13 protein-coding genes and 1 pseudogene are annotated in these 17,598 nt (G+C 60.7%); 8 read left to right on the top strand and 6 right to left on the bottom strand.

Annotated elements, in window-relative coordinates:
- Window positions 1–19: 19 nt before the first annotated feature.
- Genes HB780_RS03945 through HB780_RS03930 form a run of 4 tightly spaced genes read left to right on the top strand, consistent with a single transcriptional unit; the run spans window position 20 to window position 3,440 of the window.
- The gene (locus HB780_RS03945) at window positions 20–1,135 is read left to right on the top strand and encodes an ABC transporter ATP-binding protein (RefSeq protein ID WP_183688760.1); all 1,116 of its coding nucleotides are present in this window, start codon (window positions 20–22) and stop codon (window positions 1,133–1,135) included.
- Window positions 1,132–2,022 (top strand): carbohydrate ABC transporter permease, encoded by an 891-nt coding sequence (locus tag HB780_RS03940; protein ID WP_183688759.1) that lies wholly within the window; start codon window positions 1,132–1,134, stop codon window positions 2,020–2,022. Before HB780_RS03945 ends, HB780_RS03940 begins: the two co-directional genes overlap by 4 nt.
- Window positions 2,023–2,027: 5 nt before the next feature.
- Window positions 2,028–2,921: a carbohydrate ABC transporter permease gene (locus HB780_RS03935; protein WP_183688758.1), complete on the top strand. Its 894-nt coding sequence runs from the start codon at window positions 2,028–2,030 to the stop codon at window positions 2,919–2,921.
- 18 nt (window positions 2,922–2,939) lie between these two features.
- On the top strand, window positions 2,940–3,440 hold the full coding sequence (locus HB780_RS03930; protein WP_183688757.1) for a GNAT family N-acetyltransferase: 501 nt from the start codon (window positions 2,940–2,942) through the stop codon (window positions 3,438–3,440).
- A 91-nt stretch (window positions 3,441–3,531) separates the two neighbouring features.
- Here the strand turns inward: HB780_RS03930 and HB780_RS03925 are convergent, their stop codons facing one another.
- Entirely contained in the window at window positions 3,532–6,093 is a 2,562-nt protein-coding gene (locus tag HB780_RS03925; RefSeq protein ID WP_183688756.1) for a GcvT family protein, read from the bottom strand.
- A 473-nt stretch (window positions 6,094–6,566) separates the two neighbouring features.
- Here HB780_RS03925 and HB780_RS03920 point away from each other — a divergent pair, with 473 nt between their 5' ends.
- The 4 genes from HB780_RS03920 to HB780_RS03905 are packed head-to-tail and all read left to right on the top strand — an operon-like array spanning window position 6,567 to window position 11,154.
- Window positions 6,567–7,064 (top strand): Csu type fimbrial protein, encoded by a 498-nt coding sequence (locus HB780_RS03920; RefSeq protein WP_183688755.1) that lies wholly within the window; start codon window positions 6,567–6,569, stop codon window positions 7,062–7,064.
- Between the two features lie 21 nt (window positions 7,065–7,085).
- Entirely contained in the window at window positions 7,086–7,805 is a 720-nt protein-coding gene (locus HB780_RS03915; protein ID WP_183688754.1) for a fimbrial biogenesis chaperone, read from the top strand.
- A complete protein-coding gene (locus HB780_RS03910; RefSeq protein WP_183688753.1) occupies window positions 7,777–10,191 on the top strand; it encodes a fimbria/pilus outer membrane usher protein in 2,415 nt (804 codons plus the stop codon). The genes HB780_RS03915 and HB780_RS03910 overlap by 29 nt, the downstream gene beginning before the upstream one ends.
- Before the next feature lie 15 nt (window positions 10,192–10,206).
- Window positions 10,207–11,154 (top strand): Csu type fimbrial protein, encoded by a 948-nt coding sequence (locus HB780_RS03905; protein WP_183688752.1) that lies wholly within the window; start codon window positions 10,207–10,209, stop codon window positions 11,152–11,154.
- Between the two features lie 30 nt (window positions 11,155–11,184).
- Here the strand turns inward: HB780_RS03905 and HB780_RS03900 are convergent.
- The 5 genes and pseudogenes from HB780_RS03900 to HB780_RS03880 all read right to left on the bottom strand — a co-directional run bounded on the left by HB780_RS03900 (window position 11,185) and on the right by HB780_RS03880 (window position 17,548).
- Window positions 11,185–12,521: pseudogene (locus tag HB780_RS03900) on the bottom strand (NtaA/DmoA family FMN-dependent monooxygenase).
- A 46-nt stretch (window positions 12,522–12,567) separates the two neighbouring features.
- Window positions 12,568–13,920, bottom strand: a complete 1,353-nt coding sequence (locus tag HB780_RS03895) for an LLM class flavin-dependent oxidoreductase (protein ID WP_183688751.1) — start codon at window positions 13,918–13,920, stop codon at window positions 12,568–12,570.
- A gap of 64 nt (window positions 13,921–13,984) precedes the next feature.
- Window positions 13,985–15,667 carry a dipeptide ABC transporter ATP-binding protein gene (locus HB780_RS03890; RefSeq protein ID WP_183688750.1) on the bottom strand — a complete coding sequence of 561 codons (1,683 nt, stop codon included), beginning with the start codon at window positions 15,665–15,667 and terminating at the stop codon, window positions 13,985–13,987.
- Window positions 15,664–16,536: an ABC transporter permease gene (locus HB780_RS03885; protein ID WP_183688749.1), complete on the bottom strand. Its 873-nt coding sequence runs from the start codon at window positions 16,534–16,536 to the stop codon at window positions 15,664–15,666. Before HB780_RS03885 ends, HB780_RS03890 begins: the two co-directional genes overlap by 4 nt.
- A 10-nt stretch (window positions 16,537–16,546) precedes the next feature.
- Window positions 16,547–17,548 (bottom strand): ABC transporter permease, encoded by a 1,002-nt coding sequence (locus HB780_RS03880; protein WP_183688748.1) that lies wholly within the window; start codon window positions 17,546–17,548, stop codon window positions 16,547–16,549.
- Window positions 17,549–17,598 lie beyond the last annotated feature (50 nt).

Below are 17,598 nucleotides of genomic sequence, written 5' to 3'. Positions count from 1 at the left end.
CTCAAGGCCCGGGTGTAAAATGGCATCGGTTTCGCTTGAATCCGTTTCAAAGAACTTTGGTACGCATAGCGTCATTCAAGACGTCAACCTCCAGATCAACGACGGTGAGTTCGTCGTCTTCGTCGGCCCTTCTGGCTGCGGCAAGTCAACGCTTCTGCGCATCGTCGCCGGGCTCATTTCCGCATCGAAAGGCGTGGTCAGTATCGGGGGCGACGATGTCAGCGACGTGCCCGCATCCAAGCGCGGCGTAGCCTTCGTCTTTCAGTCCTACGCGCTCTATCCGCATATGAGCGTCGCGCGCAACATCGGGTTTGCCCTGGAAACGCTGGGCATGGGTCGCGAGGCAGTCCGGCAGAAGGTCTCCTCGGTTGCCCGCATGCTCAAGGTCGATCATCTGCTCGAGCGCCGGCCGCGGGAATTGTCCGGCGGGCAGCGCCAGCGCGTGGCGATCGGCCGGGCACTGGTGCGCCAGCCAGAAATATTCCTTTTCGACGAACCGCTTTCCAACCTCGATTCCGACTTGCGGATGGAAATGCGCATGGAGATCGCCAAGCTTCATGACGATCTCAAGACGACGATGATCTATGTTACGCACGATCAATCGGAAGCCATGACGCTCGCCGACAGGATCGTCGTTCTCAACCATGGCCGCATCGAGCAGATCGGAACGCCGCAAGAGCTCTATCATGCGCCCGACAATCGCTTCGTGGCGGGTTTTATCGGCAGTCCGCGCATGAATTTCCTGCCCGTTGCGATGCGACAAGCGGCCGGCGCCAGCCGGATCGAAGGCGCTGGTGGCCTTTCCATCGGCGCGGCGGTGCAAGCATCAGCCGAACCCGCCGCCGCAATCGGCATCAGGCCGGAGGCGCTGCGCCTCGTCGACGCGCTCGAGGGCCGCATCGTCGGTACGCTGGAGCGCGTCGAGGATCTGGGGCACGAGCATTTCGGCTATTGCCGCATCGCAGATGACACCATCTGGGTGATCCGCCTTGCGACAGCGCCCGGACAGCATCTCATCGGCAAGCCAGTCGGGTTGGATTTTGCCGACGGGGCGATGTTTGTCTTCGATGCCGGCGGCAAGCGCCTGATACTTGATGACCCCACCCAGGACGCGGGGGAGGCAACCGATCGATGAGCGCTCGACTCGCCCGCCGGGATCACCGGGCCGCATGGCTGTTTCTCGTTCCCATCATCTTGGTGATGCTGCTCGTCGCCCTTTGGCCGTTAGCTCGCACCTTCTTCTTCGCCTTCACCGACGCCTATCTCGACAATCCCTCAGCCTATTCCATGATCGGCTTCGATAATTTCATCGAGGTCATTCAGGATCATAACTGGTGGGTCGCCGTTAAGAATACCCTCGTCTTCACCGTGATCTCCGTCGCCATCGAAACAGTTCTCGGGATCGCCATAGCACTTCTCGTCAATGAGGCGATCCCCGGCCGCGGGCTTGCTCGCGCGGCCATTCTCGTTCCTTGGGCGATACCCGTCGTTGTTTCTACCAAGATATGGGAATGGATGCTCAACGACCAGTTCGGCGTGATCAACAAACTCCTCATCGAACTCGGCCTCGTCGACCATGGCATTGCCTGGACGGCCAACAGCTCGCTCATCATGGGCACCGTCATCTTCGTCGACGTGTGGATGACCACGCCCTTCATGGTGCTGCTCATCCTCGCCGGCCTGCAGCTGATCTCGCCGGAGATCTTCGAGGCAGCGGAAGTGGATGGTATCCCCGCCTGGAAACGCTTCTGGTCGATCACCCTGCCCATGCTGCGGCCGGCCATCGGCGTGGCGGTACTATTCCGCGTGCTGGACGCGCTCAGAATGTTCGACCTTGCCTATGTCATGGCCGCCAGCAACGAGAATGTCATGACTGTGTCGATCTACGCCCGCGACAGGCTGATCAGCTTTCAGGAACTCGGCGTCGGCTCGGCCGCATCGACCTGGGTTTTTCTGCTCGTCGCACTTGTCGCAATCATCATCATCGGGGTGCTTCGCCTCGACCGGGCAGCGGGGCACTGACGCAGATGACAGACGCAACCATGCAAGGATCCGGCATCCAGAGACCCCAGCGCAAGTCTTCCTCCTATTATCGCATGAGGCGGCGGTGCGTCAGGGGCCTGCAGATCGTGGCACTCCTGTTCGTGCTCTTCTACACGCTCTTTCCCTACTACTGGGCTTTCGTCTCCTCGACCAAGCAGGGTGGGGCGCTTTACCATTCGGCGCTTCTGCCGGCCTTCGATTTTACCTACTATCGGCAGCTGATCGACAATCCGGTGTTCATGCGGTCCCTTTTGAACTCCGTCTATGTCGCGACGACAACGACCTTTCTGTCGCTTATCATCGGGCTAAGCGCCGCCTATGCGCTCGGCCGCATCGACTTTCCGCAGCGTCGCGCGATGCTGATGATCGTGCTGATGGTCTCGATCTTCCCACAGGTGGTGGTGCTGTCGGGCATGTTCGAGCTGATCAACTGGCTGGGGCTCTTCAACCGCCCAAGCGCGCTGGTGCTGACCTATCTGCTCTCGACGGTGCCGTTCACCACCTGGATCCTGACGACCTTCATCCGCGAGTTCCCGCGCGAACTCGAAGAGGCGGCGATCATCGACGGCTGTTCGCATTTCCGGATTCTCATGAAGATCCTCCTGCCCCTGATGGGGCCGTCGCTTGCAAGCACGGGCATTCTTGCCTTCATCCTCGCCTGGAACGAGTTCCTCTTCGCGCTCACTTTCACCCTCACCGACGAGAACCGCACCGTGCCGGTCGCCATCGGCCTGATTGCCGGCACCAGCCGCTTCGAATATCCTTTCGGGCAGATCATGGCAGCCTCCGTCACCGTGACGCTACCCCTCATCATCGTGGTCCTTCTCTTCCAGAGGCGGATCGTCGCCGGCTTGACGGCAGGCGCGGTGAAAGGCTGAGCGGCAAAGGATAGACCGATGGACATGCTTGTTAAGCTCTACGAATTGAAGCCGGACCCGGCGTTGGAGAAGCGCATGGACAGCGAGGGGATCGTCATTCGCCGAGTGCTGGCGCCCGAACTCAGCGCGCTGACCTCCTGGATCCAGCCGCTGTTCGGCGCGGGCTGGGCGGCGGAGGCGACGGCCGCCACCATGCGCCAGCCGCCGACCTGCTTTATCGCGGTCAAGGATGACGTGCTGGTTGGCTTTGCCTGCCATGAGGCAACCGCGAAGGGCTTCTTCGGGCCGACCGGCGTCGATCCGTCGATGCGCGGCAAGGGTGTCGGACAGGCCCTGCTGCTGACGACGCTTCTGGACATGTATGCCCAGGGTTACGCTTACGGCGTGATCGGCGGAGCCGGGCCGATGGAGTTCTATCGCCGGAGCGTCGGTGCGATCCCGATCGAAGGTTCCGTCCCCGGCATCTATCGCGGCATGCTGCCGCTTGCAAATCCGAGCGAAGTGTCGGAGTCCGACTGACATCGATGCCGCCACGACTGGAAAAATCAACGCCGCCTGGAGATCACCTCATCCAGGCGGCGTTGATTTATGCATCGGCCTTGAGCTCAGCTTAGCTTCTCGGCTTCAGATTTTCAGGGTCATACAGCGGCTTGTAGCCGATGCTGACAACCTCGACCGGATAGGTCTCGGCGAAATATTCGACATTCAGCTTGCGGCCTTCCTGGCAATAGGCCCAGGGCAGATAGGCAAGCGCGATGTTCTTGCCGATTGTCGGACCGAAGGCGATGGAGGTCGTGTAGGAACGGCGGCCGAGCTCATCAATCAGCACCTTGCCGGTTTCCGGGTCCATGACCGGCAGATTGCCGAGCGGGTAGCGCTTGATACCTTGTCTGTCGGTGTTATCCGTCATGATCAGCGTGCAAAGCATGGCCGGCTGATGTTCGCGGGCTTTGTACTCCAGATGCTTTGCCTTGCCACGGAAGTCGGCTTCCTTGACTTTCGGACGGGCAAGATCTGCCTCGATCAGATTGTACTGGGTCAGAAGGTCCGCATTCTGCAGGCGCAGGCTCTTTTCCATACGACGTGAGTTCGCATAGGTCTCGACGCCGAAGGCCATCACGCCGGTGGAGCGCAGTGCATCCCAGACGGCAAGGCCGTCCTCGTATTTCATGTGCAGTTCCCAGCCCTGCTCACCGACGTAGGAGATGCGGAAGGCGGTAACAGGCTTGCCGCCAATCTGGATCTGCTTGATCGCGGCGAAGGGGAAGTTTTCCGCATCAAGCCCGGCCGGATCGGCAACAACCTTCTTCAGCGTCTCACGGGCGTTCGGGCCCCAGATGCCGATGGTGATAAACTTCTCGGTCACGTCGGTGATCGTGACGTCGAGGCCCCGATCCTCGGCGACGCGGCGCATATAGTGGAAGTCGCGCGGGCCGGCATCGGCACCGTTGATCAGCCGGCAACGGTCGGTCATGCGGATGACGGTAAAGTCGGCGCGCACCATGCCCTCGTCGTCGAGGAAGTGCGTGTAGATACCCTTGCCGATATTTCCGTCGCCGCCGATCTTTGCGGCGCACAGCCACTCGAGTAGCTCGACATGGTCAGGCCCCTCGATGTCGACCATGTGGAAATGCGAGAGATTGACGATACCACAATCCTCGCTCATCGCGAGATGCTCGGCATTGGAGACGCGCCAGAAGTGGCGGCTGTCCCACTCATTCTGACGCACCGGCACGCGATCGCCATACTTCTCCAGCAGATGCTCGTTTGCGGCATAACCATGCGCACGCTCCCAGCCCCCGAGCTCCATGAAGTGAGCGCCCAGCTCCTTTTCACGCTCGTAGAAAGGCGAACGCTTGACGTTACGACTCGAGGCGTAGGGTTCGCGCGTATGCACGGCCGGGAAGTAGATCTTCTGCGCGGCTTCATAGCTGCGGCTCTCGATGAACTCTTCCGTCAGCTGGTGCGGATAGAAGCGCGCATAGTCGATGCTGTTGTGGTCGATCTCGGTACGACCGTCGGTCATCCAATCGGCGATGAGCTTGCCGTAGCCCGGACCGTCCTTCACCCAGATGGCGACGCAGTACCAGAGGCCGCGCACCTTTTGGCTTTCGCCGCAGGACGGACCACCGGCAGCGGAAACCTGCAGCAGGCCGTTGAAGGAGTGGCTCTCATTGTAGCCGAGCTCGCCGAGGATTGGCGTCAGTTCCATGGCGCGCTCGAGCGGCTCGATGATCTGTTCCATTTCGAGGTCGCGTTGCGAAGGCGACAGGCGGGCCTCGTGCTTTTCAAGGATGTCGCGCGGGTGGCAGAGGCGAGGATTGGTGGTCTCGTAATAGCCCCACTCGATCTGGCCGCCTTCCGTCGTCTTCGGATCGCCGGTGTCGCGCATATAGGCGGAATTGCCCTGGTCTCTGAGCAGCGGAAAGCCGATATCCTTGCCCGTACCTTCGAACTCATTATAGGGCCCGAAGAAGGTGAGCGGATGATCGACCGGCATGACTGGCAGGTCCTCGCCGACCATCTCGGCAATCAGGCGACCCCAAATGCCGGCGCAGACGATGACATGGTCAGCCATGATCGTGCCGCGATGCGTGACCACACCCTTGATGCGGCCACCCTCGACGATCAACGACTGTGCGGGCGTATTGCCGAATACCTTCAGCTTGCCAGATTTCTCAGCCGCATCCACCAGCTTGCCGGCAACCGTCTGCGAGCGTGGGACGACGAGACCGGCATCCGGATCGAACATACCACCCTGCACCTGATCTTCCTCGATCAGCGGGAACATTTCCTTGATCTCGGAGGGGGTGACGAGACGAACATTGGTACCGAAGGCCTTGCCTGAGGAAGCCTTGCGCCGGATCTCTTCCATCCAGGTGTCGTCACCCGTGCGGGCAACCTCAAGGCCGCCAATGCGGGCGTAGTGTCCCATCTTCTCGAAAAAATCGATCGAATATTGCGTGGTCCAGACCGAGAGATAATCGTGGCTGGTGGTGTAACAGAAATCGGAAGCATGCGCCGTCGAGCCGATATCGGTCGGGATACCGGATTTGTCGATACCGACAATATCTTCCCAACCGCGCTCGATCAGATGATGCGCGATCGACGCGCCAACGATACCGCCCAGGCCAATGATGACGACCTTAGCCTTCTGGGGAAACTCTGCCATTGCTTGCGACTCCGAACTTTGGATTTGCCGAGACCTTAGCGCGAGCGGCGACGTCATCGGTGCTTTTCTGCGACATTATCAAAATGCATCACGACCAGCCCACGGGTATATGGCGGCAAAAGATTTTCAAGCTCAGAAATATGCATCGAGCTGTGGCAAACGATCCAAACACGGGAATCAATTTCGACCGATACGAATCAGGGTGCCAAACGAAGAAGCAGATCCGCGATTGGCCAAGGAAGAACCGCTCTGACCTGCCGTCGCTAATATAGTTTATATTCTGTTAATTTTTTGGCTCGAACGGCGCCCATATATTCCGGTAATTCTACGGTAAGTATTATTTTACTACAGAGAAGCGCCGATATTCAAAGAAAAGAACTCAATATCTTTTTGCCTTGTTGCCATCATGATCCATATATGATTAATTTAGGATATTAGCAGGTTCGTGAGGAAGCTGCGGAGGGGAATACAACATGTTGAAAGCGCTACGCGGTGCCTTACTCGTCGGTGCTGCAATCTTCATCACAGAGGCACCCGTCATGGCTGCCACGGCGACCGGTAATATGACGGTCCGCATTGTCATCCAGGCAGAATGCAAGGTCCAAAGTGCCAGCGATCTCGATTTCGGCACCAAGGGCGTTCTCGATGCCGTGACCGATCAAGCCAGTTCCATCGGTGTTCAATGCACGACGGGACAGACCTACAATGTCGGCTTGAGTGCCGGTGCGGGCGCAGCCGCGACAACCTCCGTTCGCCAAATGACCGGCCCCGGGGCGGCGACGGTCAATTACTCCATCTACCGTGACAGCGGGCGCACGCTGCTTTGGGGCGTGACGGTCCCGACGGATACGGTAGCAGGCACGGGTAATGGCAACGTGCAGAACATCCCGGTCTATGGCCGAGTTCCGGCGCAAACGACACCGGCTGCCGGCACCTACACCGACACAGTGGCGATCACCGTCACCTACTGAATTTATTGCTAGGAGGCTGCTATGCAACGCATGTTTACATGCCTTGCCACGACGGCGCTTGTTCTCTTGAATGCTTGCCTTGCGAACGCCGCCTCCTTGCGCGCGGCGCCCACTAATCTCGAACTCATCGCGCCTGACAGCACCGGTGTGCTCAACCTGACCAATGACGGCGACCATCCCATCAATGTGCAGGTGCGTGTCTTCAAGTGGAGCCAGACAGGCGGCGTCGAAAAGCTGGAACCGACGACAAACGTCGTGGCCAGCCCGCCGGCGACCAAGATGGCGCCGAACGCGGGCTATACGGTCAGGGTGATCAGAACGACCAAGGCACCGGTGCGGACCGAGGAGACCTATCGCGTCATCGTCGATGAGCTACCGGATCCTTCCCGCGCGAAAGCCGGCACCGTGACCCTGATCGTGCGCCACTCCATCCCCGTCTTTTTCAGGAATGCCGACGCCAAGGCGGCCGATGTCTCCTGGAATCTGAGCCGGCAGGGCGACAGCCTTTTCCTGACCGGCAAGAACAACGGCGGCAGTCGTTTTCGTCTGTCGAACGTCGTCCTCAAGCAAGGAGCCACGAAAATCGGCGGTCGCAACGGCCTCGTCGGGTACGTCCTTGGCGGCACAACAATGCAATGGCCGATCGGGAGCGCAAAATCCCTTTCCGGCGGCTCGGTAACCTTGCAAGGCCAGAGTGATCTTGGGCCGTTCAATGCCAATATCGCAATCACGAAGCGCTAGCCTCTGGATCGCCATTGCATGCTCCATTTTCTGCGTTTCCGCGCTGCACGCGCAAGAAGTGCCTAACGAGCCGGCGACGGCCAATACCGGTGACATGCCTGCCGATACGCAGGAGCTTTTTCTTGAAGTGTTCATCAACGATGCTTCGATGAAGATGATTGGCAATTTCAAGCAGCAACCTGACGGCTCGCTCAAGGCAAGCGCCGGAGAGCTTCGCGAAGTCGGCATAAAGCCGCCAGCGGGGGCTGCCGACGACGAATTGATTGAGCTCGGCGATCTGCCTGGCCTGTCCTACCGCATCGATACGCAAAGCCAGCAGATCTACGTGACAACGACGAATAACGGCCGCGCGGCGCGCGTCATCAATGTCGGGAGAAAACAAAAAGCTGATATCCCGGACGTGCAGTCCGGCTATGGCGGTGTGCTCAACTATTCCCTTTTTGCCAGCTCCAACAGCTTGACCGACAGGGATGTCGGCATGTTTCAGGGCATTTCCGGCTCATTCGATGCCCGGATCTTCAGCCCCCATGGCACACTGAGCCAGTCGTTCATAGCCGGCTATTCCGATGGCAGCCTCGACGGCATAACCCGGCTCAACACCACCTGGAGCTACTCCGACCCCAAGAACCTAATAACCTATCGGGCGGGCGACTTCACCACCGGCGGTCTTTCTTGGACCCGCCCGGTCTATTTCGGCGGCATCCAGGCGCAACGCAACTTCGCGCTGCGGTCCGACCTGGTCACCGAACCCCTGCCCGCATTCGAGGGAACGGCGGCCGTTCCCTCCACGCTCGAGATTTACACCCAGAACGTCAGGTCCTATTCCGGCGACGTTCCGGCCGGCCCATACCAGGTCACCAATCTGCCGGTATTTTCCGGCGCCGGAGAGGCTCGCGTCGTCCTGCGCGACAGTCTCGGGCGCGAGACGACCGCGACGCTGCCGTTCTATTCGTCAAACCGGCTCTTGCGCCAAGGCTTGTACGATTTCTCGGCCGAGATCGGCTCTCCGCGCCGCAATTTCGGGATTGAATCCAGCGACTACGATGGCCGCATCATGGGTGTCGCCACGGCGCGCTACGGATTGACCGATTGGCTGACCCTGGAAAGCCACTTCGAGGGCGGTGCCAACCTGCTCAATGGCGGCATCGGCGCCGCCTTTCCCATCGGTGCCTGGGGTGTCGCATCCGTCGCCACGGCCGGGAGTTCGAGCGGCAGCCGCTCAGGCGCATTATTCAACGGCACGCTGGAAATGAGCTACAACGACTGGTCGATCTACACCCGAATGCAGCGCACCTTCGGCAATTACGACGATATAGCATCCGTTACGGCCGAGCCGACGTACAACGGCTCCGGGCAGTTTACCGTGTTCAGCGCCGGCGTGCCCCGGGCTATCGACCAAGTCACTTTAAGTGTTCCCGCGCCGCTGGATCTATCCAGCCTCAACCTTTCTTACACAAGATTTGAAAATGCCGATGGCCGGAAGAGCCAGATCGCCGGCCTCTCCTATAGCCAGACCTTCAAACGGGCGAGTTTTTACGCCACTGCCTTTGCCGATCTCGACGACCACAAGAGTTTCGGGATTTTCGCCGGCCTTTCGATACCGTTCGGAAACAATATCTCCGCCAGCACAGGCATCGAAAGTGGCCCGAACGGTTTCAATGTCGTTGCCGACGTTTCCAAGTCGGAGCAGCCGCAAGACGGTAGTATTGGCTGGCGCGCGCGGACCTCCGAAGGAAACGACGCGAACCGACAAGCGGCGATCAGTTACCGCGCGCCTTTCGCGCGCTTCGAGGCCGGCGTTCAGCAGTATGACAAGAATGTCCGCGCCACAGGCCAGATGGACGGCGCCATTGCTGTCGCCGGCGGTGACATCTTTGCCTCGAACCGTATCGATGACGCTTTTGCCGTTGTCGATGTCGGCACACCCGGGGTCGAGGTCCAGCAACAAAATCGGCCGGTCGGCAAAACCAACAGCAACGGCCGCATCCTCGTGCCGAACCTCAATTCCTATGAACCGAATACCGTGTCCATCGATCCGAAAAACCTTCCCGTCGATGCCGATGTGCCGGCGACAAAGGAGGTCGTTGTCCCCGCCGACCGCAGCGGCGTCGTCGTGAAATTCGGCGTCTCGGAAACTCCGAAAGCTGCGCTGATCACCATCACCGACAAAAACGGAACACCGCTTCAAGCCGGTCTCAACGGCAAATTGCAAGGGACGAGCGAAGAGTTCGTCATCGGCTATGACGGCCAAGTCTATCTCCTCGGCCTGGGCGCACAAAATGCAATCGACATCTCGCTCCAGGACGGCAGCACATGTCACGCCGAATTTCCCTACAAGCCTCAACCGGGCAAACAAGTCGTCATCAGTGACGTGAAATGTTTGTGAGCCAAGGATCAAGGAATGCTACGCGCAATCGGTTTCCTGCTTTTCTCGCTGCTGCCTTCACTCTGCCTAGCGCAAAGCTGCAGCTTCACCGCCACGAATATGAGTTTTGGTGCGGTCGATACTCTGGGCGGCAGTCCGGTTAGTTCCACGGCAACAATAAGCATCAACTGCACCGGAGCTCTTCTCACGTCGCCACGCATCCTGATTTGCCCAGGCATTGGCGCTGGCAGCGGCGGCGCGTCTTCGGCGGCGGCGCGTCAGATGAAGAATGGAACCAACTCCCTGAACTACCAACTCTATGCCGATTCCGGTCACAGCTTGATCTGGGGTTCGAATAACTGGCCCTACCCTGCACTGCCGCCGGTTTTCGCCACAAACCTGAACATACTTGGGTTCGTCAATACCTCCACCACCCTCTACGGCTCGGTGTTCGGCGGTCAAGGTGCGGCAGCGCCCGGATCTTTTGTCTCGAATTTCACCACTGCCGACACCTATTTCATTTATCGCTACAGCAGCGATACCAGTTGCGCCACGCCCTCGGGAACGTTGGCCGGCGTGTCCTTCGCCGTTAACGCCAACGTTGCCGCCAATTGTCTGGTCAGCGTGGCGAATGTCGACTTCGGCACCAGGGGCGTTCTGAGCGCCAATGTCGACGCCACAGGCTCGGTAACAGCGACCTGCACGGCCGGAACGACCTATGCGATTTCCTTGAGCGGCGGCGTCGCGAACGCCGCACCGACGGCGCGCAAGATGGCGAAGGGAGCGGAAACCGTGACCTATGGGCTCTATAAGGATACGAACCGATCGCAGCCCTGGGGCGACGCGACCACGGCAGGCAGCACGGTGGCCGGCACAGGAACCGGCACCGGCCAGGTCTTGACTGTCTACGGTCGCGTGCCTCCGCAGACCACTCCAACGCCTGGAACCTATACAGACACGGTGGTCGTGACACTGACCTATTGATCGAAGTCGATTTCGCAGCGTCGAAACGGCTTATCGCCCGCTTACCTGGCGAGCGATCGCCTCCCCGCGATGAGTGGCCCACGGTTTCGGCAACTCAAGATTGGCGCGGAAATCGCCGCCAAGATAATCGGTGTCCAGCAGCGAGCGCTTGCGCAGTTCCGGAAGGAGACCGTTCAGCAGCAGATCCTCCTGATCCGGGTTGCCGAGCCCGTGCAGCGAAATGACGTCGAGCACGCCTGCCCGAAAACGCTCTTCGAGGGCGTCGGCAAGCTGCTCCGGCGTGCCGGCAACCGACCAATGACCCGTTTCCTGGGCCTGGATAATCAGCTCGCGAAGGCTGAGCCCCTGTTGCACATAACGCAGGAAAATCTCGACCCGGCCGCGCCTGCGGTTGACGCTGTCGATCTCCGGCAGCAGGTTTTGGGGCAACGGCTGATCGAGCGGCAGGTCCGACAGGTCGATCTCTCCCCCAGCATGTCGGCCAGCTTCAGGCGACCTTTTTGATAGTCGATCTTTTCGTGCTTCTCCCGAAGCCGGCGCGCGACGTCGGCCTCGCTGTCGCCGATGACGGAGTGGAACGAGTTCATGACCAACGGCAGATCGCCGCCGCGACCAAAGCCCCGCGCCTGTCGTCTTAGTTCCGCGACGAAAGCGGTGGCGACCTCAAGCGTCGGCTGCGAGGTATAGACCACCTCGGCATAGCGGGCGCCCAGCGTCACGCCTTCGGCGGACTGGCCCGCTTGAAACAGTACGGGCCGGCCTTGCGGCGGAGGCGGAACGTTCAGCGGACCCTGCACCTGAAAATGCTCGCCGCGATAGTCGATGCGATGCAGCTTGCCAGGGTCGACGTTAATGGAACCGCTGACGTCGCGCCGCGTTGCGCCGGGATCGTTGGCATCGAAAAGCGCATTGACGACTTCGATGAATTCGGTGGCGCGCGCGTAGCGCTTTGCCGGATCCGGCAAAGTATCGCCTCCGAAGTTCTCCTCGCCGACGGAAGATGTCACCGCGTTCCATGCCGCGCGGCCGCCGCTTGCGTGATCCAGCGTTCCGATCAGGCGGGCGAGATTGTAGGGGTGATGATAGGTGGTCGACACCGTTGCGATCAGGCCGATATGCGATGTCACCTGGCTGAGTGCGGCCAACGCGACGATCGGCTCCTGTGTTCCCGTGGTACCGGAAAGACCATCCGGATCGGCATGGAGAAGATCGGCCGTAAACAGTCCGGTTATCTTCCCCGCTTCGGCCTTGCGCGCAAGCTCAACAGACCGGCGCGGACCGGCCACCGGGCTCTCATCATTGGACGCGAAGGCGAAATTGCCGGCGCCAACCAATGTCTTCAGGCGGCGGGGACGGGCGATAGTCATGTGGGCACTCCTGGATTCTCAATAACAGTGCGGGTCTCGCCGGCGCCTAGCTGGCGCGCGCGAGCTCTTCTTTCGAGGTCGCGGCATAACGATTGACCGGGAATGGCAAGCCGAGATGGTCGCGCAGGGTTTCCCCTTCGTAATCATGACGGAACAAGCCGCGAGCCTGCAGGATCGGGATCACCTGATCGACGAAATCGTCGAAGGCGGTCGGCGTTCCGCCCCTGACAATGAAGCCATCGGTAGCGCCCGCCTCGAACCATTGCTGTAATCCGTCGGCGACGGTCTCAGCGGTACCAATGAAGCTCGGAAGCGGCGTTGCTGCCTGTAGTGCAACCTGGCGCAAGGTGAGACCGCGTTCGCGCGCATTGCTCTTAATCGTGTCGGTCGTGCTGCGGAAACTGTTCTGACCGAGATCGCCGATATCCGGGAACGGCGCGTCCAGCGGATATTGCGAGAAATCGTGATGCTCGAAATAGCGCCCGAGATAATCGAGGGCACTTTCAATCGTCACCAGTTCGGCCGTTTCCCAATATTTGCGCTCGGCATCCTCGGCGCTGTCGCCGACGATGATGCTGATGCCCTGGAAGAGCACCAACTCGTCCTCGCCGCGACCGTTTTCGACAAGCTGGCGCTTGACGTCCAGATAGAACTCGCGGGCCAGCTCGATCGTCTCCTGCCGCGTATAGATCGCATCGGCCTCGCCGGCGGCCAGCTTCTTGCCGTCCTCCGAAGCGCCGGCCTGGAACAGGATCGGACGGCCCTGCCGCGATCGACCTACGTTCAAAGGGCCTTCGACCGAGAAATATTCGCCCTTGTGATGAAGGGTATGGAGCTTGTCGGGATCGAAAAAGACGCCGGTTTCCTTGTCGCGCACGAAGGCATCGTCCTCCCACGAATCCCACAGACCCTTGGTCACCTGCAGGAATTCCGTCGCTATATGATAGCGCTTGCCGTGCTCCGGATGCTCGGCACGGGAGAAATTCTTGGCCGAGCCTTCGAGCGGTGATGTGACTACATTCCATCCGGCACGGCCGGCGCTCAGATGATCCAGACTGGAGAATTGACGCGCGACCGTGAAGGGATCGCTATAGGAGGTCGAAAGCGTGCCGACGAGACCGATGCGCGATGTAGTCGAGGCGAGGCTCGACAACAGGGTGATCGGCTCGAAACGGTTGAGGAAATGCGGAATGGACTTGTGATTGATGTAGAGCCCGTCGGCGATGAACAGGAAATCGATCTTGCCCTCTTCCGCCTTTTTGGCGAGCGCCTTGCAATAGTCGAAATTAATGCTGGCATCGGCGATCGCATCCTTGTGGCGCCAGGCGGACATATTGCCGGACGCGCCCTGGATGATGGCCCCGAGCCTGATCTGCCGCTTGTTCGTCTTGTCACTCATCGTCACGTTCCTTGATCGTCGTCAATGTCGCAAGCTGCACGCCGCACTGTTGCGGCCGGGCAGTTCACGCCAGGGTGGGAATGGCCTCCAAGAGGGCCTGGGTGTAGCTATGCCGCGGCGCGGAAAAGACCGTGCCAACATCGCCTGTCTCGACAATCCGCCCTTCCTTCATCACGACCACACGGTCGGTGAGATGATGGACGACGCCGAGATCGTGCGAGATGAACAACAACGAGGTGCCGGAGGCGGCCTGAAGCTCGGCGAGCAGATCGAGGATCTGCGCCTGGATGGAAACATCAAGCGCGCTGACCGGCTCATCAGCGACCAGCAATTTCGGGCGCGGAGCGAAGGCGCGGGCAATCGCTACCCTCTGCCGTTGCCCGCCAGAAAGCTCGCGCGGGTAGCGACTAAGAAAGCTGGTTCCCAGCCGTACCGCGTCGAGAATCTCGATGACCCTCTCCTTGCGCGCGACACCGAAAACGCCGACGGAATCCAGGCTTTCGCCGACGATCTTCTCGACCGTATATCGCGGATCAAAAGAACTTAGGGCGTCCTGCGCGATCAGTTGAATACCAGCGCGCTGAGCCCGGCGCTGTGCCTCGGTCAGTCCGCTCCAGGGGCGCCCGTCGATCAGCACCCTTCCGGCATCGGCGGCAACGAGGCCGAGGATGATCCGCGCGACGGTCGTCTTTCCCGAGCCGGATTCGCCGACGATGCCGAGGGCTTCGCCAGCCGCTAGTCGGAAGGAAACATCGTTGACGACGTGGGATGCCGAAGCACCGCTGCCATAGCGTTTCGACAGGTGTTCGGCGACCAGCATGCTTCGCCGGGCATCGATCTGTTTCACCGGCAGAGGGATTCTCAGCCGCTCGGCACTCTTTGCCTGTGCTGGCACTTTTGGCTGCCCCTCTGCTTGCGGCTTGCTGGTATCGTCGCTCACTGGCGCCAGCCGGTAGCCACGAGAGTGCGCCGAAGGGATCGCATCGAGCAACTGGCGCGTATAGGGGTGGCGCGGTGCAGAGAGGATCTCCTGAGTGCGTCCTTCCTCCACGACTTCGCCATTGCGCATGACCAGCACCCGGTCCGCCAGCCGGGAGACCACGGCCAGGTCATGGCTGATCAGCAGCAGTGTGTTGCCGACACGCCGGCGCTCCGCCAGGAGGTCGAGGATCTGCTTCTGCACGGTCGCGTCAAGCGCCGTTGTCGGCTCATCGGCGATGACGAGGGCCGGCTGCCGGGCAATCGCGGTCGCGATCAAGGCGCGCTGACGCAGCCCGCCGGAAAGCTGATGTGGATATTGCGGCAGGCGCCGTTCTGGGTCGCCAATACCGACGGAGCGCAACAGCGCCAGGCTGTCGTCCCGCAGTTCGCGGCGGCGCAGTAAGCTACGGTTCCCGATGGCGTCCGACAATTGCTGCGAGATACGGCGCAGCGGATCGAGCGACACCAGTGCATCCTGCAGCACGAAGCCGACCCTGTGACCTCTCAGCCGCCGCCAGTCTCGTTCGCGAAACTCAAGCACGCTCTCGCCATCTACATCGAAGACATCGGCGCTCACCGTCGCCCCGGGACCGCTCAATCCGACCAGCGAGCGGGCGGTCACGGACTTACCGGAACCGGATTCACCCACCAGGGCCACAGATTCCCCGCGATGGATGGTCAAGTCGAGACCTTGGACGACGACGTTCTCCTCCCCTGCCCCCGGGAAGGCGATGCTCAGGTTGCGGACATGAACGAGCGGGGTCATGCGCGCCTCCTGCCTTCGAAGGCCGCCTGCCATTGACGTCCGAGGACGCTGACGGAGATCACCGTGAGGGTGATGACGACGCCCGGCCAAACACCGATCCACCAGGCGACGCGTAGATAATTGCGCCCCTCCGCCAGCATGGCGCCCCATTCAGGCGTCGGCGGTTGCGGGCCCATGCCGAGGAAACTCAGGCCGGCGGCGCTGATGATCGCGGTGCCGAGGCCAATCGTTGCGAGGATAGGCACCTGAGCGATCGCATGCGGCAGGACATGCCGCAGGACGAGCACAGCCGGGGCAAGGCCGAATGTCCGCGCCTGCTCGACATAGCCGGATTCAGCAATGACGAAGGTTTGGGCGCGTACCACTCTGGCAAAGCGTGGGATAGAGGCGACGCCGAGGGCGAAGATGAGGTTGTAGGTACCGGGTCCGGTAAAGGAAATCAGGACCAGCGCCAGCAGCAGATCGGGAAAGGCGGAGACGACGTCGAGAAAGCGCGTAATCACCTCGTCTACAAGCCCTCTCGTCAGCCCGGCGGCCAGCCCAAGAATCGATCCCACGGTCGCCGCGATGACCACGGCGCTAACGCCGATCAGGATTGAGTAGCGCGCACCATGAACGACGCGGGAAAAAACATCGCGGCCAAGCTGATCCGTGCCGAACCAGTGGGCGCCGTCCGGCGGCAATTGCGCCTGCAGCGGATCGGCCGCAATCGGATTATAGGAGCTCAGGAGATACGGCCAGGTCGCTCCCACAGCCACCAGCAGGAGGAAAGCTACCGCGGCCAGCAGGCCGGGTCGGGCAACAGCGGCCACAAGGATGCGCCGGAGATTGGGACCAGCGGCGGGCGAGATTGTTGTCGAGAGGCTCATGTCGGATTCCTCACGCACGCGACCGCAGACGCGGGTCGAGAAACAGGTAAAGTACATCGACCAGCGTGCTGAGCACGACGTAGATGAAGGCGGACAGGATCGCGACCGCCAGCACCACCGGCAGATCCTTGCCAAGCACGGCGTCGACGGTGACCTTACCGAGACCGGGGCGTCCAAAAACCTGCTCAGTGATGACGGCGCCGGACAAAAGGCCGCCAACGAGCCAGCCCGTCAGCGTCACTGCCGGCAGGGCAGCATGGCGCAACCCGTGACGCAACCGCAGGGTCAGACTACTTGCTCCCCAACTGCGCACCGTGAGTGCAAAGGGCTCCCCGAGCGCCCGCTCAAGCCCTTCGCGCAACACCTGGCCGATCACCGCACCGAGCGACAGGCCCAAGGCGAGAGCCGGCAGGACGAGCGCCGAGAATGTCCGGTCTCCGGCGACTGGAAAGAGCTTGAGCGTGAAGGAGAAGACGAAGAGCAGGATAATGCCGAGCCAGAAGGATGGCGTCGAAATCAGCACGAGTTCCGTACCGCCGGCGATGCGCCGGGGCCAGCGCCTCCCGGCTGTGGCGACCGCGCTCACCACGGCGAAAACGACGGCAACAACGAGGGCGGCGGCCGTTAATTTCAATGTCGGCAACAGCTGTGAAAGGACCAGGGCCGAAACATCGGTCTGGAGAATATAAGAGCGCCCGAAATCGCCATGCAGGATACGCCCGAGATAGGACAGATATTGCGAATAGAGTGGTTGATCGAGGCCCCATTCGGTACGGATCGCCGCCTCCACTGCCGGTGTGCGAAGCTGCTCGCCGATCAGGAGGTCGACGATATCGCCGGGCGCGATATGCAGGCTGACGAAGCTGAGCGTCACAGCCGCCCAAAGCACAACAATGCCGGAGCCAACGCGCCCAAGGATCTGCGATAGCAGCGTACCGCGTACCGGGAAAAGCCGTCGGGACACCCGGGAAACCGGCGCCTGGCGAATGGCTGTCACATTATCAACGTCCATATCTCTTGCTCCTTGGCCTTCCGCAACAATGCGGAAGGCGGCTCGGGTTC

Source organism: Rhizobium lusitanum, from assembly GCF_014189535.1.
Classification (GTDB): Bacteria; Pseudomonadota; Alphaproteobacteria; order Rhizobiales; family Rhizobiaceae; genus Rhizobium; species Rhizobium lusitanum_C.
The sequence above is the reverse complement of the archived record's forward strand: the minus strand, read 5'-3'. Positions and strand labels throughout refer to the sequence as shown.

Coding starts and splice junctions, on each gene's coding strand:
- HB780_RS03945 (WP_183688760.1), top strand. CDS start 20: ATGGCATCGGTTTCGCTTGAATCCGTTTCAAAGAACTTTGGTACGCAT.
- HB780_RS03940 (WP_183688759.1), top strand. CDS start 1,132: ATGAGCGCTCGACTCGCCCGCCGGGATCACCGGGCCGCATGGCTGTTT.
- HB780_RS03935 (WP_183688758.1), top strand. CDS start 2,028: ATGACAGACGCAACCATGCAAGGATCCGGCATCCAGAGACCCCAGCGC.
- HB780_RS03930 (WP_183688757.1), top strand. CDS start 2,940: ATGGACATGCTTGTTAAGCTCTACGAATTGAAGCCGGACCCGGCGTTG.
- HB780_RS03925 (WP_183688756.1), bottom strand. CDS start 6,093: ATGGCAGAGTTTCCCCAGAAGGCTAAGGTCGTCATCATTGGCCTGGGC.
- HB780_RS03920 (WP_183688755.1), top strand. CDS start 6,567: ATGTTGAAAGCGCTACGCGGTGCCTTACTCGTCGGTGCTGCAATCTTC.
- HB780_RS03915 (WP_183688754.1), top strand. CDS start 7,086: ATGCAACGCATGTTTACATGCCTTGCCACGACGGCGCTTGTTCTCTTG.
- HB780_RS03910 (WP_183688753.1), top strand. CDS start 7,777: ATGCCAATATCGCAATCACGAAGCGCTAGCCTCTGGATCGCCATTGCA.
- HB780_RS03905 (WP_183688752.1), top strand. CDS start 10,207: ATGCTACGCGCAATCGGTTTCCTGCTTTTCTCGCTGCTGCCTTCACTC.
- HB780_RS03895 (WP_183688751.1), bottom strand. CDS start 13,920: ATGAGTGACAAGACGAACAAGCGGCAGATCAGGCTCGGGGCCATCATC.
- HB780_RS03890 (WP_183688750.1), bottom strand. CDS start 15,667: ATGACCCCGCTCGTTCATGTCCGCAACCTGAGCATCGCCTTCCCGGGG.
- HB780_RS03885 (WP_183688749.1), bottom strand. CDS start 16,536: ATGAGCCTCTCGACAACAATCTCGCCCGCCGCTGGTCCCAATCTCCGG.
- HB780_RS03880 (WP_183688748.1), bottom strand. CDS start 17,548: ATGGACGTTGATAATGTGACAGCCATTCGCCAGGCGCCGGTTTCCCGG.